The 14,886-nt window shown below is 70.8% G+C and carries 16 protein-coding genes; 8 read left to right on the top strand and 8 right to left on the bottom strand.

All coding sequences use genetic code 11. The features are described from left to right. Positions 1-7 precede the first annotated feature (7 nt). The 4 genes from HEK131_RS00600 (at position 8) to HEK131_RS00585 (ending at position 3,324) form a co-directional block, all read left to right on the top strand. Entirely contained in the window at positions 8-499 is a 492-nt protein-coding gene (locus tag HEK131_RS00600; protein WP_244333232.1) for a low molecular weight protein-tyrosine-phosphatase, read from the top strand. Continuing rightward, positions 496-1,653 carry a cystathionine gamma-lyase gene (locus tag HEK131_RS00595; RefSeq protein ID WP_244333231.1) on the top strand — a complete coding sequence of 386 codons (1,158 nt, stop codon included), beginning with the start codon at positions 496-498 and terminating at the stop codon, positions 1,651-1,653. Before HEK131_RS00600 ends, HEK131_RS00595 begins: the two co-directional genes overlap by 4 nt. A gap of 193 nt (positions 1,654-1,846) precedes the next feature. Further along, a complete protein-coding gene (locus HEK131_RS00590; RefSeq protein ID WP_244333230.1) occupies positions 1,847-2,752 on the top strand; it encodes a LysR family transcriptional regulator in 906 nt (301 codons plus the stop codon). Between the two features lie 89 nt (positions 2,753-2,841). Next, positions 2,842-3,324, top strand: a complete 483-nt coding sequence (locus HEK131_RS00585) for an NUDIX domain-containing protein (RefSeq protein WP_161147320.1) — start codon at positions 2,842-2,844, stop codon at positions 3,322-3,324. Positions 3,325-3,339: 15 nt separating this feature from the next. Here the strand turns inward: HEK131_RS00585 and HEK131_RS00580 are convergent, their stop codons facing one another. Continuing rightward, positions 3,340-4,572, bottom strand: coding sequence for a globin domain-containing protein (locus HEK131_RS00580; RefSeq protein WP_244333229.1), 1,233 nt, complete (start codon positions 4,570-4,572; stop codon positions 3,340-3,342). A 328-nt stretch (positions 4,573-4,900) separates the two neighbouring features. Here HEK131_RS00580 and HEK131_RS00575 point away from each other — a divergent pair, with 328 nt between their 5' ends. Then, the gene (locus tag HEK131_RS00575; RefSeq protein ID WP_217463501.1) at positions 4,901-5,767 is read left to right on the top strand and encodes a GNAT family N-acetyltransferase; all 867 of its coding nucleotides are present in this window, start codon (positions 4,901-4,903) and stop codon (positions 5,765-5,767) included. Between the two features lie 64 nt (positions 5,768-5,831). On the opposite strand, the gene HEK131_RS00570 is transcribed toward HEK131_RS00575, so the two are convergent. After that, the gene (locus HEK131_RS00570) at positions 5,832-6,251 is read right to left on the bottom strand and encodes a GlcG/HbpS family heme-binding protein (RefSeq protein ID WP_244333228.1); all 420 of its coding nucleotides are present in this window, start codon (positions 6,249-6,251) and stop codon (positions 5,832-5,834) included. Positions 6,252-6,339: 88 nt separating this feature from the next. Beyond that, positions 6,340-7,548, bottom strand: coding sequence for an MFS transporter (locus tag HEK131_RS00565; protein WP_217463503.1), 1,209 nt, complete (start codon positions 7,546-7,548; stop codon positions 6,340-6,342). 144 nt (positions 7,549-7,692) lie between these two features. On the opposite strand from HEK131_RS00565, the gene HEK131_RS00560 reads away from it, so the two are divergent. Next, positions 7,693-8,151: a MarR family winged helix-turn-helix transcriptional regulator gene (locus HEK131_RS00560; protein WP_217463504.1), complete on the top strand. Its 459-nt coding sequence runs from the start codon at positions 7,693-7,695 to the stop codon at positions 8,149-8,151. Between the two features lie 10 nt (positions 8,152-8,161). Next, positions 8,162-8,614, top strand: coding sequence for a GNAT family N-acetyltransferase (locus HEK131_RS00555; protein WP_244333227.1), 453 nt, complete (start codon positions 8,162-8,164; stop codon positions 8,612-8,614). 69 nt (positions 8,615-8,683) lie between these two features. Here the strand turns inward: HEK131_RS00555 and HEK131_RS00550 are convergent, their stop codons facing one another. Continuing rightward, a complete protein-coding gene (locus tag HEK131_RS00550; protein ID WP_244333226.1) occupies positions 8,684-10,075 on the bottom strand; it encodes a serine hydrolase domain-containing protein in 1,392 nt (463 codons plus the stop codon). A gap of 61 nt (positions 10,076-10,136) precedes the next feature. After that, complete coding sequence (dnaB, locus tag HEK131_RS00545) at positions 10,137-11,615, bottom strand: replicative DNA helicase (protein WP_244333225.1); 1,479 nt, start codon at positions 11,613-11,615, stop codon at positions 10,137-10,139. Positions 11,616-12,075: 460 nt separating this feature from the next. Between dnaB and HEK131_RS00540 the strand changes: the two genes are divergently transcribed. After that, positions 12,076-13,413 (top strand): MATE family efflux transporter, encoded by a 1,338-nt coding sequence (locus HEK131_RS00540; RefSeq protein WP_244333224.1) that lies wholly within the window; start codon positions 12,076-12,078, stop codon positions 13,411-13,413. Positions 13,414-13,539: 126 nt separating this feature from the next. Here the strand turns inward: HEK131_RS00540 and rplI are convergent, their stop codons facing one another. Genes rplI through HEK131_RS00525 form a run of 3 tightly spaced genes read right to left on the bottom strand, consistent with a single transcriptional unit; the run spans position 13,540 to position 14,874 of the window. Beyond that, a complete protein-coding gene (rplI, locus tag HEK131_RS00535; RefSeq protein ID WP_130337814.1) occupies positions 13,540-13,986 on the bottom strand; it encodes a 50S ribosomal protein L9 in 447 nt (148 codons plus the stop codon). A gap of 17 nt (positions 13,987-14,003) precedes the next feature. Continuing rightward, positions 14,004-14,240: a 30S ribosomal protein S18 gene (gene rpsR / locus HEK131_RS00530; RefSeq protein ID WP_003949403.1), complete on the bottom strand. Its 237-nt coding sequence runs from the start codon at positions 14,238-14,240 to the stop codon at positions 14,004-14,006. A gap of 40 nt (positions 14,241-14,280) precedes the next feature. Next, complete coding sequence (locus HEK131_RS00525) at positions 14,281-14,874, bottom strand: single-stranded DNA-binding protein (RefSeq protein WP_217463508.1); 594 nt, start codon at positions 14,872-14,874, stop codon at positions 14,281-14,283. Positions 14,875-14,886: the final 12 nt, after the last annotated feature.

Raw genomic sequence — 14,886 nt, 5'->3', positions numbered from 1 at the left:
TCCGGTCATGGCCTACCGCGTCTGTTTCGTGTGCACCGGCAACATCTGCCGCTCCCCGATGGCCGAGTCGGTCTTCCGGGCACGCGTCGCCGAGGCCGGGCTCGACGGCCTGGTCGAGGTCGACAGCGCCGGCACCGGTGGCTGGCACGAGGGCGACGGCGCCGACCCGCGCACCGCGTCGGTCCTCGACGAGCACGGCTACGGCACCGGACACACCGCGCGGCAGTTCCAGCAGTCCTGGTTCGGCCGGCTGGACCTCGTGATCGCCCTGGACACCGGCCACCTCAAGGCCCTGCGCCGCCTCGCCCCGACCGAGGAGGACGCGCGCAAGGTACGCCTGCTGCGCTCCTACGACCCGGCGGCCGACGCCGACCTCGATGTGCCGGACCCCTACTACGGGGGCCGCGACGGCTTCGAGGAGTGCCTTGAGATGGTGGAGGCGGCGAGCGCCGGACTGCTCGACTCCGTACGCGAACACCTGGAGGGACAGCCCGTATGAACGACACAGCCGAGCACCCGGACTCCACCGGCGACGGCACGCGCGCCGTCCGGGCCGGCCTCCCCGAGCCGGTGAAGCACGAGCCGACCCTGCCGGGGCCGGTGTTCGCCGCGCACTTCCACCTGCCCGGCGACGTGAGCGGCCCGTACTCGTACGGCCGCGACGGCAACCCCACGTGGACGTTGCTGGAACGCGCCATCGGCGAGCTGGAGGCGCCCGGCGACGACGCCGCCGAGACGCTGGTGTTCGCCTCCGGCATGGCGGCGATCTCCGCGGTGCTCTTCTCCCAGTTGCGCTCCGGCGACACGGTGGTGCTGCCCTCCGACGGTTACCAGGCCCTCCCCCTGGCCCGGGCCCAACTGGAGGCGTTCGGCATCGAGGTGCGCACCGCGCCCACCGGCGGCGACGCCCAGCTCGACGCGCTCGACGGCGCGCGGCTGCTGTGGATCGAGTCGCCGTCCAACCCCGGGCTGGACGTGTGCGACATCCGGCGGCTGGTGAAGGAGGCCCACGCGCGTGGCGCGCTGGTGGCCGTCGACAACACCCTCGCCACGCCGCTCGGGCAGCGGCCGTTGGAGCTGGGTGCCGACTTCGCCGTGGCGAGCGGCACCAAGCAGTTGACCGGTCACGGCGATGTCCTGCTGGGCTACGTCGTCGGTCGCGCCGGTGAGGCGATGGACGCGGTGCGCCGCTGGCGGAAGATCGTCGGTGCCATCCCCGGCCCGATGGAGGCGTGGCTCGCCCACCGCTCGATCGCCACGCTCCCGCTCCGTGTCGACCGGCAGAACGCCACGGCGCTCGCGGTGGCCGAGGCGCTGCGCGGGCGGCCCGAGGTCTCCGGCCTGCGGTATCCGGGACTGCCCGACGACCCGTCGCACGCGGTCGCGTCGCGGCAGATGCGCCGCTTCGGCTGCGTGGTCTCCTTCACGCTGGCCACGCGTGAGCGGGCCGAGCGGTTCCTGGAGGCACTGCGGCTGGTCGAGGACGCGACGAGCTTCGGCGGGGTGCGCTCCACTGCCGAGCGGCGCGGCCGCTGGGGCGGGGACGCGGTGCCGGAGGGCTTCATCCGCATGTCGGTCGGGGCCGAGGACGCCGAGGACCTGGTGGCGGACGTGCTGCGCGCCCTCGACGAGTCCGCCGAGACCACGGACTGAGGAAGGTGTGGACGGTCCGAGCCTCCCCCCTCGTGGCTCGGACCGTCACCGGTTCCGCGTACCAAGAACCTCGCGCACAAGGCTAGTTGACTCTGGGTCAGTGTCCAATCACGGTAACGACAGAGACCTATCGACTTATTTATAGTTGGGGCCTGCCCGGCGCCGGAGAAGGCAGGGAAAGGGGACCCCCGCCATGGACCTGGCCCTGCTGCGGACCTTCGTCACCGTGCACCGGGCCGGTTCCTTCACCCGCGCCGCCGCGCTGCTGGGCCTGTCCCAGCCCGCCGTGACCTCCCAGATCCGCACGCTGGAGCGCCAGCTAGGCCGCCCTCTGTTCCTGCGGCAACCCCGCGGGGTGACGCCCACGACCATCGGCGACGAGCTGGCCCACAAGGCCGCACCGCATCTCGACGCCCTGGTGGAGATCACCGAGAGCGGCCTGGACGACGAGTCGTCGCTGCGCACGCTGCATCTGGCCGGTCCCCCGGAGTTCACCGCCGAGCGCGCCCTGCCCGCGCTGACGGAGCTGACCGGTGCCGACGGCCAGGGCCTCGCCCTCCGCGCCTCGTTCGGCACCGCGGAGGAGGTCCTGGAGGGGCTGGCGGCGGGCCATCACGAGCTGGCCATCAGCACGGTCCGGCCGCGCGGCGCCCTGCTGACCGCGAGCCCGCTCTGCGACGAGGAACATGTGCTGGTCGCAGCCCCGCGCTGGGCCGAGCGGATCGGGCCGGAAGCGCTGTGGCAGAAAGGGGCGGCCGCGCTGAAGAACCTGCCCGTGGTCGAGGTCCACGAGTCGCTGCCCTTCGTCTCGCGCTACTGGGCCTCCGTCTTCGACACGCGTCCAGGGGGATCCGGCACGGTCATCGTCCCCGACCTGCGCGCGGTGCTGGCCTGTGCCGGGGCGGGTGCCGGGCTGGCGGTGCTGCCCCGCTATCTCTGCGCGTCCGCACTCCAGCGTGCCGAGGTCGTCCTGCTGCACGACCCGGCCGTGCCGCCGCTGCGGACCTACTTCCTGGTGGTGCGCACCGGCTCGCTGGCTCTGCCACATGTCGCGCGGGCGCACGAGTGGCTTCAGCGAGCGGCCTCGCGGTGGGGCTGAGCGGTCTTTCCTCCGGGAAAGTTCCCCCGTCGTCCGGCCGAGACCGCCTGCGATGTTTCACGTGGAACCGACCGGGCCACATTTCTCCCATGACCGTCCGACCCGTGGTCAAGCGCACCGCACGCGCCGTTCTCCTGGACGGTGACGACCTGATCCTGATCAAGCGCACCAAGCCGGGTGTCGATCCCTACTGGGTCACCCCCGGTGGCGGGGTCGAGCCAGAGGACCCGACCGTCGTGGACGCCCTGCACCGCGAGGTGTACGAGGAACTCGGCGCCAAGATCACCGATGTCGTGCCCTGCTTCGTGGACACCGTGGAGCACATCGGTGAAGACGGCGGCGCGACCGGCGTGAAGGTGCAGCACTTCTTCGTCTGCCGGCTGGAGTCCATGGACCCCTCGCTCCGCCACGGCCCCGAGGTGGAGGAGCCGGCCGGGGAGTACGAGATCGTCCGTATCCCGTTCAACCGGGTCGGCATCGCCTCCGTCCACCTCGTCCCGCTGTCGCTGCGGCACTATCTGGACGGCAACATCGAGGGCGTCCGCGCCATGCACGCCCCCGACCTCGGCTGACCGGAGCCGGCGCCGTCAGGAACCGACGACCACGAGATCCTCGACCGGGTCGTGCCGTATGCGAGGCGCGGGAACGCCGAGCGCCCGCAACGCGGAGACACCGCTGCGGATCATGCCGGGCGGGCCGGAGAGGTACGCGTCGTAGTCCCGCCAAGGGCCGCTCGCCCGCACGGCGTCGTGGAGGTGGCGGTCCTCCCGGTCGACGACCGACCGGACGGATATCCAGGGATGGGCCTGCCGCAGCCGGAGCAGGGTGTCGATGTCGTACAGGTCGTGGTCGCTGCGGGCGCCGTAGAACACCTCGACCGGGCGGCGCGCGCCGCGCTCGGCGACCTCCTCCACCATGGCCTTGATCGGGGCTATGCCGGTGCCGCCGCCCAGGCAGAGCAGGCCGCTGTCGGTGCCGTGGTCGACGCTCATCGAGCCGACCGGTGGTCCGAGGCGCACCACGTCTCCGGGGTGGGCGCGGTGGACCAGGGAGTTGGAGACCCAGCCGGCCGGGACCGCCCGCACATGGAAGGTGAGCAGCCCGTCGGCGCGGGGTGCGGAGGCGAAGGAGTAGTGCCGCCACACGCGCGGCCACCAGGGTGTCTCGACGCTCGCGTACTGCCCGGCCAGGAAGGGGTACGGCTGATCGGGGCGCAGCGTGAGGACGGCGACGTCGGGTGTCCTCAGGTCGTGGGTGACGACCTCGGCGTGCCACCAGGGCGGGGCGTCCCGGCCATCCGCCGCGGCGGCGTCGATCATCACCTCGGAGATGATCGCGTAGACCCGGCCCCAGGCCGCCTCTGCCTGGGGGTTCCAGGTGTGGGTGGCGTAGGTGCTCAGGGCGCCGATCAGGCAGGCGCCCACGGCCGGGTAGTGCTCGGGGCGGGTGCCGTACTTGCGATGGCCCCGGCCGAGGTTCCGCAGATAGTCGACGAGCACGGGCGTGTTGTCGATGTGCTCCGCCGCGGTGAGCAGTGCCCGCAGCAGCCGGTCCCGCTGGGTGTCCATCGCGGGCGGGAACAGGGGCCTCAGCTCGGGGTGGCGCACGAAGAGAAGGGCGTAGAAGTAGGAGGTCACCTTGTCGGCCACGGGAGCGATCTCCGCCATCGTGCGGCGGATGAGCAGCGCGTCCCAGGAAGCCTGCGCATGGGCCCGTGCCGGACGTGTCGCGACGGGCTCCGTCTCCGTACCTCGCCCTGGCCGTTGGCCGCCGGGGTCCGGCATGCCGTCGTCCCCCGATGTGGTGACCGGAGCTTCCATGTGTGCCCTCGCTCGCACTCCTGCGGCGGTCTGCGCTCTCCCCCTCGGAAGCGCGTGATCCCCGGCGGGGCGGAGGACCGCAGCACTCGCTCCGCAGCGTGGCACCGTGGACCGGCGCCCCGTCCCGTTACCCGGAAACACGGCTCTCGACGCGCTTCGTCCGATTACTCTGTCGGCCGCCGAACCGGCTGGTTGATCACCCGATGCCGTTTCACGTGAAACACCGCTGGCTGTCGGCCGTTCGCCGGGTGAGGAACGTGGCCTGAAGCAGTAAGAGGTCTTTGAATCCGGTGGACGTGGAGGGGGCGCTTCGGACAGCCTGATCGGCGTGCCGATCTCTTCACTCGCCGCGCTGCCCATCCGTCGTCTGACTCCGCGCGATCTGACCGCCTGCGCCGACCTGTCCGAGGACCGGGGGTGGTCGCGCGAGGAACATAAGTGGGGGCTGCTGCTGACGGCGGGCAACGGCTTCGGCATCGACGACCCCGACGGTGGCCTCGTCGCCGCCTGCGTCGTCACGGAGTACGGCTCCGGTCAGCGGCTGGAGCTCGGCGCCATCGGCATGGTCCTGGTCGCGGAACGCCACTCCCGCAAGGGCGTGGGGCGCCGCCTGATGCGGCATGTCGTGGCGGCCATGGAGGGCACCCCGCTGACCCTGCACGCCACGCCCCTGGGCCGTCCGCTCTACGAGGAGATCGGCTTCAAGACCGTGGGCCGGGCGGAGATGCTCATGGGGCACTTCGTACCGGACGGATCGGAGCCGACGGTGCCGACGCGGGCCGCGACCGCCGACGATCTTCCCTCGATCCTCCGCCTCGACGCGGAGGTCTTCGGCGCCGACCGCACCTCGATCCTCGTCAGGCTCCCCGCCTTCGCCGACCAGGTGCGCGTGGCGGAGCAGGGCGGCCGGATCACCGGCTACGCCGCCGCCTGGCCCAACATGCAGACGCATGTCGTGGGCCCGCTGATCGCCCGCGACACGGAGACGGCCAAGGCCCTCATCGGCTCGCTGGCGGCCCGCACCGACCGGCCGCTGCGCACCGACGTGGACGCGCGCCACGAGGAGCTGCTGGCCTGGGTGAAGGAACGGGGACTCGCGCCGGTGATGTCGAACGCCGTCATGGTGCTCGGCGCGGCCGACCTGCCGGGGGACTGGACCCGTCGCTTCGCACCGCTGACGGTGGCCGCGGGCTGAGCCCGGCGGCATGACGAAGGCCCCCGCGGCTCGGCGGGGGCCTTCGTGTCGGTGCGGGGCCTGCTCAGACGAGGGCGCGCACGGCCTCGGTGGCGAAGCCGTGGTCCTGCTCGGGCGCGCCGCCGCCGACGCCGATGGCGCCGATCAGCCGGCCGTCGCGGTGGACGGGGATGCCACCGGCGATGAAGAGCAGCGGGCGGTCGAGCGCGGTGGGCAGCGTGTGGAAGAGGCCGCCGGGCTGCACGGCGTCGACCAGGTCGGCGGTCGGCGCGTCGAGCTGGAGCGCGGTGTACGCCTTGCGGGTGCTGGTCTCGCCGGAGATCAGCACGGCCCGGTCGTCCCGGCGGAAGGCGAGCAGGTGGCCACCGGCGTCCAGGACGGTGACGCTGACGGTCACACCGGCGTCCTCGGCGGCGCGCCGGGCGGTGGCAATGAGCAGCTCGGCGTCCTCGGTGGTGAGCGGGGTGAAGGTGGTGGTGCTCATGGTGGTTCTCCTTGGATGTTCCTGAGGTGGGTCCGTCCGGGCCGGGGTGTCCGTCACCGGCGCGGACGGGGGTCTGTGGGGCGCGGCGTCAGCGGCCGGCGGGCTCCGGCTGCGCGGCGAGCGCGTCGGAAGCGGTCGGCGAGCCGGTCTTGGCGTCGCGGCGTTCCAGAGCGGCCGACAGGACGGCGAGCAGCAGGGCGGCAGCGGCGAGGACGGCGCCGACCCAGTTGGGCGCGGTGTAGCCGAACCCGGCCGCGATGACGATGCCGCCGAGCCAGGCGGACAGGGCGTTGCCCAGGTTGAAGGCGCCGATGTTCACGGCCGAGGCGAGCGTCGGTGCGCCGTGTGCCTGGTCGAGGACGCGCTTCTGGAGCGGCGGGACGGTGGCGAAGCCGAGGGCGCCGATCAGGGCGATGGTCACGGCGGCCGCGATCTTGTTGTGCGCGGTGAGCGTGAACAGCGCCAGGACGACGGCCAGGGCGCCCAGTGAGACGTACAGCATGGGCATCAGGGCGCGGTCGGCGAACTTGCCGCCGATCAGGTTGCCGCCGACCATGCCGAGGCCGAACAGGACCAGCAGCCAGGTGACCGAGCCGTCGGCGAAACCGGCGACGTGGGTCATCATCGGCGCGATGTAGGTGATGGCGGCGAAGACTCCGCCGAAGCCGAGCACGGTCATCGCCATGGCGAGCAGGACCTGGGCGTTCTTGAACGCGGCCAGCTCATGACGCAGATGCACGCCTTCGGGCTTGGGCACCTCGGGCACGAGCTTCGCGATGCCCGCGAGGCCGATCAGGCCCAGGACGGCGACGATTCCGAAGGTCACCCGCCAGCCGATCTGCTGACCGATGAGCGTGCCCAGCGGGACGCCGACGACGTTGGCGACGGTCAGGCCGGTGAACATCATCGCGATGGCGCCGGCCTTCTTCTGGGGTGCCACCAGTTCGGCCGCCACGACGGAGCCGATGCCGAAGAAGGCGCCGTGGGCGAGGGAGGCGATCACTCGTCCGATCAGCATGACCGCGAAGACGGGCGCGACGGCGGAGACCAGGTTCCCGACGATGAACAGGCCCATCAGCACCATCAGCATCCGCTTGCGCGAGACCTTGGTGCCGAGCACGGTCATCAGCGGGGCGCCGATCACCACGCCGAGGGCGTAGCCGGTGACGAGCAGGCCGGCGGTGGGGATCGAGACCCCGAATTCGCCCGCGACCTGGGGCAGCAGACCCATGATCACGAACTCGGTCGTGCCGATTCCGAAGGCCCCGATCGCCAGGGCCAGAAGCGCGAGAGGCATGAGGGGGTAGACCTTCCCAAAAGATTGCAGGAGCGCTTTGCGTGCCTTCACAATAGTTGCAGACGCGGGTTAAATGCAATCGCTGGATATTGCGGCCGTGCTCTACTCTGGAGTACAGCCGCTCCGGGACGGAGGAACACCCCAATGACAGCGACGGACCCCGCGCTCACCGCCCTCGCGCAGGGCTGGTGCGCCCTGTCTCTGCTCCACGGGAGGATCGAGGCGCACACCGAGCGCGCCCTGCAGGCACAGCACGAGCTGAGCGTGCGCGAGTACTCCCTGCTCGACGTGCTCAGCAGGCAGCACGACGGAGAGGGCGGCCATCTCCAGATGAAGCAGGTCGCCGACGCCGTCGTCCTCAGCCAGAGCGCCACCACTCGACTGGTGACCCGCCTGGAGGACCGCGGCCTGCTGGAGCGATATCTGTGCCCCACCGACCGCCGGGGCATCTACACCAACGTCACCGAGGCCGGCCTGCGCCTGCTGGAGGAGGCACGCCCGACCAACGACGCCGCGCTGCGCGAGGCGCTGGACGCGGCGGCCTTGAATCCCGGACTCGCCCCGCTGGTCAAGGCCGTGGAGTCACTGCACGTCCCCACATAGGCTGCGAGCCATGACCGACCTCGACATACGGCCCGCGACCGCGGAAGACATCCCGGCGATCGTGGCCATGCTCGCCGACGATCCCCTGGGCGCCCAGCGGGAGTCGCCCGACGACCTGACCCCGTACCTGCCTGCCTTCGAGCGTCTGGACGCCGACCCGAACCAACACCTCGTCGTGGCGGTCCGCGACGGCCGGGTGATCGGGACGCTCCAGCTCACGATCATCCCCGGGCTCTCCCGCAAGGGTGCGACCCGTTCCCTCATCGAGGCCGTGCGGGTCCACGCGGACGAGCGCGGCAGCGGCCTGGGCAGCGAGCTGATCCAGTGGGCCGTCGACACCTCGCGCCGCCTCGGCTGCCACCTGGTGCAACTCACCTCGGACAAGACGCGCACCGACGCCCACCGCTTCTACGAGCGGCTGGGCTTCGCCGCCTCCCACGAGGGCTTCAAGCTGAGCCTCTGACCGGGCATCTGACGCGGCGAAGGGCCCTGTTTCACGTGAAACAGGGCCCTTCGTGCCGTCTGCGGCCTGCTACGGCTGAGCGATACCCCGCCAGCCCTCCGCGTCCACCCCACCGGGCACGGGCGCGTCCTCTTCGTACGGCTGACGCGTGAACACGAACGAGCCGAGGTCGAGATGGCTCACCGTTCCGTCCGGGCGCCGCACGGCTTCCAGCAACTCCCCGGCGTAGTAGCCCTCCAGGCCGGTCCAGGTGCCGTCGCCGTTCGGCCGGAACCGGGCACGGCGGCCGCCCCCGGTCAGCGGTCCCAGCGTGATCAGGCCGTCGGCCATCACCCGCAGCGCGAAGGGATGCGTGCCCCAGTACCAAGGCCCGGCCAACTCCAGCACCGCCGGATCGACTTCACGCAGCGGGCGCCACGGCTCGGGGATGCGGGGTTCGGCCTCGGCGACGATGCGGACGAGATCGGCCCCCACCGCGCCGAGCAGCGGGCCACTGGTGCAGTTGGCCAGGACCACCGCTGCCACGTCGTCCGCCACGCTGAACGTGAGGTTCGCCAGGAAGCCCGGCAGCGAACCGGAGTGCCCGGCGAGCAGCCGGCCGTCCCGGTGCTGGATCTGCAGACCGAGACCGTACGTGGCCCCGTCGACCACGTCGGCCTGCTCGGCGGGTGCCGCGGGCGTGCGCATGTCCCGCACGGACTCGGCGCTCAGGACGCGGTCGTCTCCCCCGGCCAGGAAGGCGGCGAAGCGGGCGAGGTCGCCCGTGGTGGACCACAGTTGCCCGGCCGGGGCCATCCGGCCGAGATCCTCGACCGGCTCGGGCAGCAGCGCGTCGGCCCACGGGTGTACCGCCCAGCCACCCGCGTGCGGTGCCTCGGGCTGGGCGGTGGTGCGGTGGAGGCCGAGAGGTTCGAGCACCTCCTCGCGCAGCACCTGCTCCCAGGGAGCACCCCGGAGTTCCTCCACCAGCGCGCCGAGGAGGGTGTAGCCGGGGTTGGAGTAGTGGTGGCGCCGTCCGGCCGGGTGCAGCAGGGGCTTCTCGCCGAGTACGTCGCCCAGTCGGGGACGCAGCGACCCCGGTGTCCGCTCCCACCAGGGCGCGGGTGACTCGGCGGCCAGCCCGGCCGTGTGCGCGAGCAGTTCGGCGATGGTCGCCTCGCCGGCGCCGGTGCCCGGCAGATGCTTCTCCAGCGGGTCTCCGAGGTCGAGCACTCCCTCGTCCCGCAGCCGCAGCACCAGGACAGCGGTGAAGGTCTTGGTGATGGACCCGATCCGGTACTGCACGTTCTCGTCCGGCCCGTGGCCGTCCACCGAGGTCCGCGCGCCGTGCCAGACCGCCCGGCCCCCGCGCACGACCGCGGCCACGAGCGACGGCGCCCGCCCCTCGGACTGCGCGACGGCGATCCGGTGGGTCAACGCCCTGCGGGTCGCGGGAAGCAGCTCTTCGTCCATTGTCGTCATGCCCACAGTCCACCTGCTGGAACGGGACACGTCGAGCTCATCAGGCCCCGACGGCGCCCGGTCAGGTCTGGGCCATGTCCACGAAGCGGGAGTAATGGCCCTGGAAGGCGACCGTGATCGTGGCCGTGGGGCCGTTTCGGTGCTTGGCGACGATCAGGTCGGCCTCGCCCGCGCGGGGGGACTCCTTCTCGTAGGCGTCCTCGCGGTGCAGCAGGATGACCATGTCGGCGTCCTGCTCGATGGAGCCGGACTCACGCAGGTCGGAGACCATGGGCTTCTTGTCGGTGCGCTGCTCGGGACCACGGTTCAACTGCGAGAGCGCGATGACCGGGATCTCCAGCTCCTTGGCGAGGAGCTTGAGGTTACGGGACATGTCCGAGACCTCCTGCTGACGGCTCTCGGCCCGCTTGGAGCCGCCGGACTGCATGAGCTGGAGGTAGTCGATGACGACCAGCTTCAGGTCGTTGCGCTGCTTCAGCCGGCGGCACTTGGCGCGGATCTCCATCATCGACAGGTTCGGGGAGTCGTCGATGTAGAGCGGCGCGGCCGACACGTCCGGCATCCGGCGGGCCAGGCGCGTCCAGTCCTCGTCGGTCATCGTGCCGGAACGCATGTGGTGCAGGGCGACCCGGGCCTCGGCGGACAGCAGACGCATGGCGATCTCGTTGCGGCCCATTTCGAGCGAGAAGACCACGCTCGGCAGGTTGTGCTTGATCGACGCGGCCCGCGCGAAGTCCAGCGCGAGCGTCGACTTACCCATGGCGGGACGTGCCGCGATGACGATCATCTGACCGGGGTGCAGGCCGTTGGTCAGCGAGTCGAAGTCGGTGAACCCGGTGGGCACACCGGTCATCTCGCCGCTGCGCGAGCCGATCGCCTCGATCTCGTCGAGGGCGCCCTCCATGATGTCGCCGAGCGGCAGATAGTCCTCGCTGGTGCGCTGCTCGGTGACCGCGTAGATCTCGGCCTGGGCGCTGTTGACGATCTCGTCGACGTCGCCGTCGGCCGCGTATCCCATCTGCGTGATGCGGGTTCCGGCCTCCACCAGGCGGCGCAGGACGGCCTGCTCGTGGACGATCTCCGCGTAGTACTCGGCGTTCGCCGCGGTCGGCACCGTCTGGACGAGGGTGTGCAGATAGGCGGCGCCGCCCACCTTGTTGATCTCGCCGCGCTTGGTGAGTTCGGCCGCGATGGTGATGGGGTCGGCCGGCTCGCCCTTGGCGTAGATGTCGAGGATCGCCGTGTAGATCGTCTCGTGCGCCGGCTTGTAGAAGTCGTGACCCTTGAGGATCTCGACCACGTCGGCGATGGCGTCCTTGGACAGCAGCATGCCGCCCAGCACGGACTGCTCGGCGTCCAGGTCCTGCGGCGGCACCCGCTCGAAGGTGGAGCCTCCGCCTTCCCAGTCGCCGCTCTCGCGGCCGCGCTCGTGCTGTTCGTCACGGCCGCGACCCGTGTCACCGCGACGCCGGGAGGCGGGGAGACGATCGCTGGGACCGCTGTCGGCCCACGGATCGTCCAAGGGCTCGGAAATGCTCACCGAGCCACCTCCTCCCGTCCGCCGGAGCGGACCTCGCCATGCCCTCTGTTGTACGGCACGGCACTGACAAAATAAGAAGCCCAACTCCGGTTCCGGCGCGTCGGATATGTGACGTTTCCCCGGCCGGAAGAGGGAGCGGGCGCCGGACCACGGTAGGCCCCCCGGCACCTTCAGCCAATCTGGTTATCCACAGGCCATGTGGACGACGGCCCAGATGCTGTGGAGAACTCGCCGAAACCTGTGCACGACCCGGTGGACAGCCCTGTGAACAAGACCTCCCCCCGACCAACAAGACTGCACTGACCTGCACCTTTGCCGTCCACCGGCTGTGCAGAAGAAAAACTTTCCCAGTCGGACCAAGATCACCTCGAACGCCGCGCGAAACCTTGCCCCCAGGAAACAAAGGTAAGGGTCAGATCGTAGTTGTATCTCTTACCTGTGGACGATTAGATTGATGCGCATGACACAGGCTCCCGCGATCCCCAAGGCCACCAGGCGGCGCCACGACCGGGAGATCGTGGCCCTCGCCCTCCCGGCCTTCGGCGCGCTCGTCGCCGAGCCCCTCTTCGTGATGGCGGACAGCGCGATCGTCGGCCATCTCGGCACCGCTCAGCTCGCCGGACTCGGCGTGGCCTCGGCGCTCCTCACCACCGCCGTGAGCATCTTCGTCTTCCTCGCCTACGCCACCACGGCGGCGGTCGCCCGCCGGGTCGGGGCGGGCGACATACGGGCCGCGATCCGCCAGGGCATGGACGGAATCTGGCTCGCCCTGCTGATCGGCGCCCTCGTCATCGCCGTCGTCGTACCGCTCGCACCCGGCATCGTGGACCTCTTCGGCGCCTCCGCCACCGCGGCCCCCTACGCCACCACCTATCTGCGCATCTCCGCCCTCGGCATCCCGGCCATGCTGGCCGTCCTGGCCGCCACCGGTGTGCTGCGCGGACTCCAGAACACCAGGACCCCTCTGTACGTCGCCGTCGGGGGCTTCATCGCCAACGCCGCCCTCAACGCCGTACTCGTCTACGGCGCCGGACTCGGCATCGCGGGCTCCGCCTGGGGCACGGTGATCGCGCAGTGCGGCATGGCCGCCGTCTATCTCTGGGTGGTCGTCCGGGGTGCGCGACGGCACGAAGCCTCTCTGCGACCGGACCTGGCCGGGATCCGGGCCTCGGCGCAGGCGGGTGTACCGCTGCTCGTCCGCACCCTGTCCCTGCGGGCCATCCTCATGATCGCCACCGCCATGGCGGCCCGGCTCGGCGACGCCGACATCGCCGCCCACCAGATCGTGCTGTCCCTGTGGAGCCTGCTGGCCTTCGCCCTGGACGCGATCGCCATCGCCGGGCAGGCGATCATCGGCCGCTACCTCGGCGCCGACGACGCACCCGGCGCCCGTGCCGCCTGTCGGCGCATGGTGCAGTGGGGCCTCGCCACCGGTGTCGTGCTCGGTCTGCTCGTGGTGGCCGCGCGGCCGCTCTTCCTGCCGCTGTTCACCAGTGATGCCGGGGTCAAGGACGTGGCACTGCCGGCACTTCTGGTGGTCGCCCTCTCCCAGCCCATCTGCGGGGTCGTCTTCGTGCTGGACGGGGTGCTGATGGGAGCGGGCGACGGGCCTTACCTGGCCTGGGCCATGGTGGTCACCCTGGCGGTCTTCACCCCGGTCGCGCTGCTCGTGCCCGCGCTGGGCGGCGGCCTCACCGCGATCTGGGCGGCGATGACGCTGATGATGACGGTCCGGATGGTGACCCTCTGGCTGCGCACCCGGTCCGGGCGATGGATCGTGACGGGCGCGACCCGCTGACCGTTTCACGTGAAACGTGCTCGTAGCCCGTACTCCGATCCGGAGCCTGAGCGCATGCGAAAGGGGCCGCATCCTCGAAAGGATGCGGCCCCTCACCAGCTCAAACGAGCCGAGCGGTCACGGCGATCAGGCCGCGACGACCTCGAGGGTCACCTTGGCGGCAACCTCGGGGTGCAGACGCACGGACGTCTCGTAGGCACCGAGGGTCTTGATCGGACCCGTCAGCTCGATGCGGCGCTTGTCGACCTCGGGGCCACCGGAAGCCTTGATCGCGGAAGCGATGTCGGCCGGGGTGACGGAACCGAAGAGACGACCGGCGTCGCCGGAGCGAACGGCCAGACGGACCTTGACACCCTCGAGCTGGCCCTTGATCTGGTTGGCCTGCTCGATGGTCTGGATCTCGTGGATCTTGCGGGCGCGACGGATCTGCGCCACGTCCTGCTCGCCACCCTTGGTCCAGCGGATAGCGAACTTCCGCGGGATCAGGTAGTTGCGGGCGTACCCGTCCTTGACGTCGACGACGTCGCCGGCGGCACCGAGGCCGGAGACCTCGTGGGTGAGGATGATCTTCATGTGTAAGTCACCCTTCCTTAGCGCGCGGTGGACGTGTAGGGCAGCAGCGCCATCTCACGGCTGTTCTTGACGGCCGTGGCGACGTCACGCTGGTGCTGCGTGCAGTTGCCGGTCACGCGGCGGGCACGGATCTTGCCGCGGTCGGAAATGAACTTCCGCAGCATGTTCGTGTCCTTGTAGTCCACGTACGTGACCTTGTCCTTGCAGAAAGCGCAGACCTTCTTCTTAGGCTTGCGCACAGGCGGCTTCGCCATGGTGTTTCTCCTGTGTGATCAAGAAGTGGGATGCGAGCCCTTAGAAGGGGGGCTCGTCCGAGTAGCCGCCACCGCCGCCGGAGCCGGAGCCGGAACCGCCGCCCCAGCCGCCGCCACCCTGGTTGCCACCGGCGGGAGCGCCGGAAGCCCACGGGTCGTCGGCCTGGGAGCCGCCCTGGTTGGCGCCGCCGGAGCCACCGCCCCAGCCGCCACCACCCTGGCCCTGGTTGCCACCGCCGCCGAACCCGCCCTGGCCGCCGCGGGCGCCGCCGGAGGTCTTGGTGACCTTCGCCGTCGCGTTGCGCAGGCTGGGGCCGACTTCCTCGACGTCCAGCTCGTAGACCGTGCGCTTGACACCCTCGCGGTCCTCGTACGACCGCTGCTTCAGCCGGCCCTGCACGATGACGCGCATGCCTCGCTGGAGCGACTCCGCGACGTTCTCCGCCGCCTGACGCCAGACCGAGCAGGTCAGGAACAGGCTCTCGCCGTCCTTCCACTCATTGGTCTGACGGTCGAAGGTGCGGGGAGTGGACGCGACGCGGAACTTTGCGACCGCCGCACCGGAAGGGGTGAAGCGCAGCTCGGGGTCGTCGACAAGATTGCCGATGACCGTGATGACGGTCTCGCCTGCCATGGGGGAACCTCT

The sequence above is a fragment of the Streptomyces seoulensis genome (genome assembly GCF_022846655.1).
In the GTDB taxonomy this organism is placed as follows: Bacteria; Actinomycetota; Actinomycetes; order Streptomycetales; family Streptomycetaceae; genus Streptomyces.
This window is presented reverse-complemented; position numbering and strand designations above follow the sequence as displayed.

What these genes read in the sequence shown, in the direction of transcription:
- rplI (WP_130337814.1), bottom strand. Translation starts at nt 13,986, where the DNA reads ATGAAGATCATCCTCACCCACGAGGTCTCCGGCCTCGGTGCCGCCGGC.
- HEK131_RS00560 (WP_217463504.1), top strand. Translation starts at nt 7,693, where the DNA reads ATGACAGCGACGGACCCCGCGCTCACCGCCCTCGCGCAGGGCTGGTGC.
- HEK131_RS00580 (WP_244333229.1), bottom strand. Translation starts at nt 4,572, where the DNA reads ATGGAAGCTCCGGTCACCACATCGGGGGACGACGGCATGCCGGACCCC.
- rpsR (WP_003949403.1), bottom strand. Translation starts at nt 14,240, where the DNA reads ATGGCGAAGCCGCCTGTGCGCAAGCCTAAGAAGAAGGTCTGCGCTTTC.
- HEK131_RS00595 (WP_244333231.1), top strand. Translation starts at nt 496, where the DNA reads ATGAACGACACAGCCGAGCACCCGGACTCCACCGGCGACGGCACGCGC.
- HEK131_RS00525 (WP_217463508.1), bottom strand. Translation starts at nt 14,874, where the DNA reads ATGGCAGGCGAGACCGTCATCACGGTCATCGGCAATCTTGTCGACGAC.
- HEK131_RS00550 (WP_244333226.1), bottom strand. Translation starts at nt 10,075, where the DNA reads ATGACGACAATGGACGAAGAGCTGCTTCCCGCGACCCGCAGGGCGTTG.
- HEK131_RS00540 (WP_244333224.1), top strand. Translation starts at nt 12,076, where the DNA reads ATGACACAGGCTCCCGCGATCCCCAAGGCCACCAGGCGGCGCCACGAC.
- HEK131_RS00565 (WP_217463503.1), bottom strand. Translation starts at nt 7,548, where the DNA reads ATGCCTCTCGCGCTTCTGGCCCTGGCGATCGGGGCCTTCGGAATCGGC.
- HEK131_RS00585 (WP_161147320.1), top strand. Translation starts at nt 2,842, where the DNA reads ATGACCGTCCGACCCGTGGTCAAGCGCACCGCACGCGCCGTTCTCCTG.
- HEK131_RS00600 (WP_244333232.1), top strand. Translation starts at nt 8, where the DNA reads ATGGCCTACCGCGTCTGTTTCGTGTGCACCGGCAACATCTGCCGCTCC.
- HEK131_RS00590 (WP_244333230.1), top strand. Translation starts at nt 1,847, where the DNA reads ATGGACCTGGCCCTGCTGCGGACCTTCGTCACCGTGCACCGGGCCGGT.
- HEK131_RS00570 (WP_244333228.1), bottom strand. Translation starts at nt 6,251, where the DNA reads ATGAGCACCACCACCTTCACCCCGCTCACCACCGAGGACGCCGAGCTG.
- HEK131_RS00555 (WP_244333227.1), top strand. Translation starts at nt 8,162, where the DNA reads ATGACCGACCTCGACATACGGCCCGCGACCGCGGAAGACATCCCGGCG.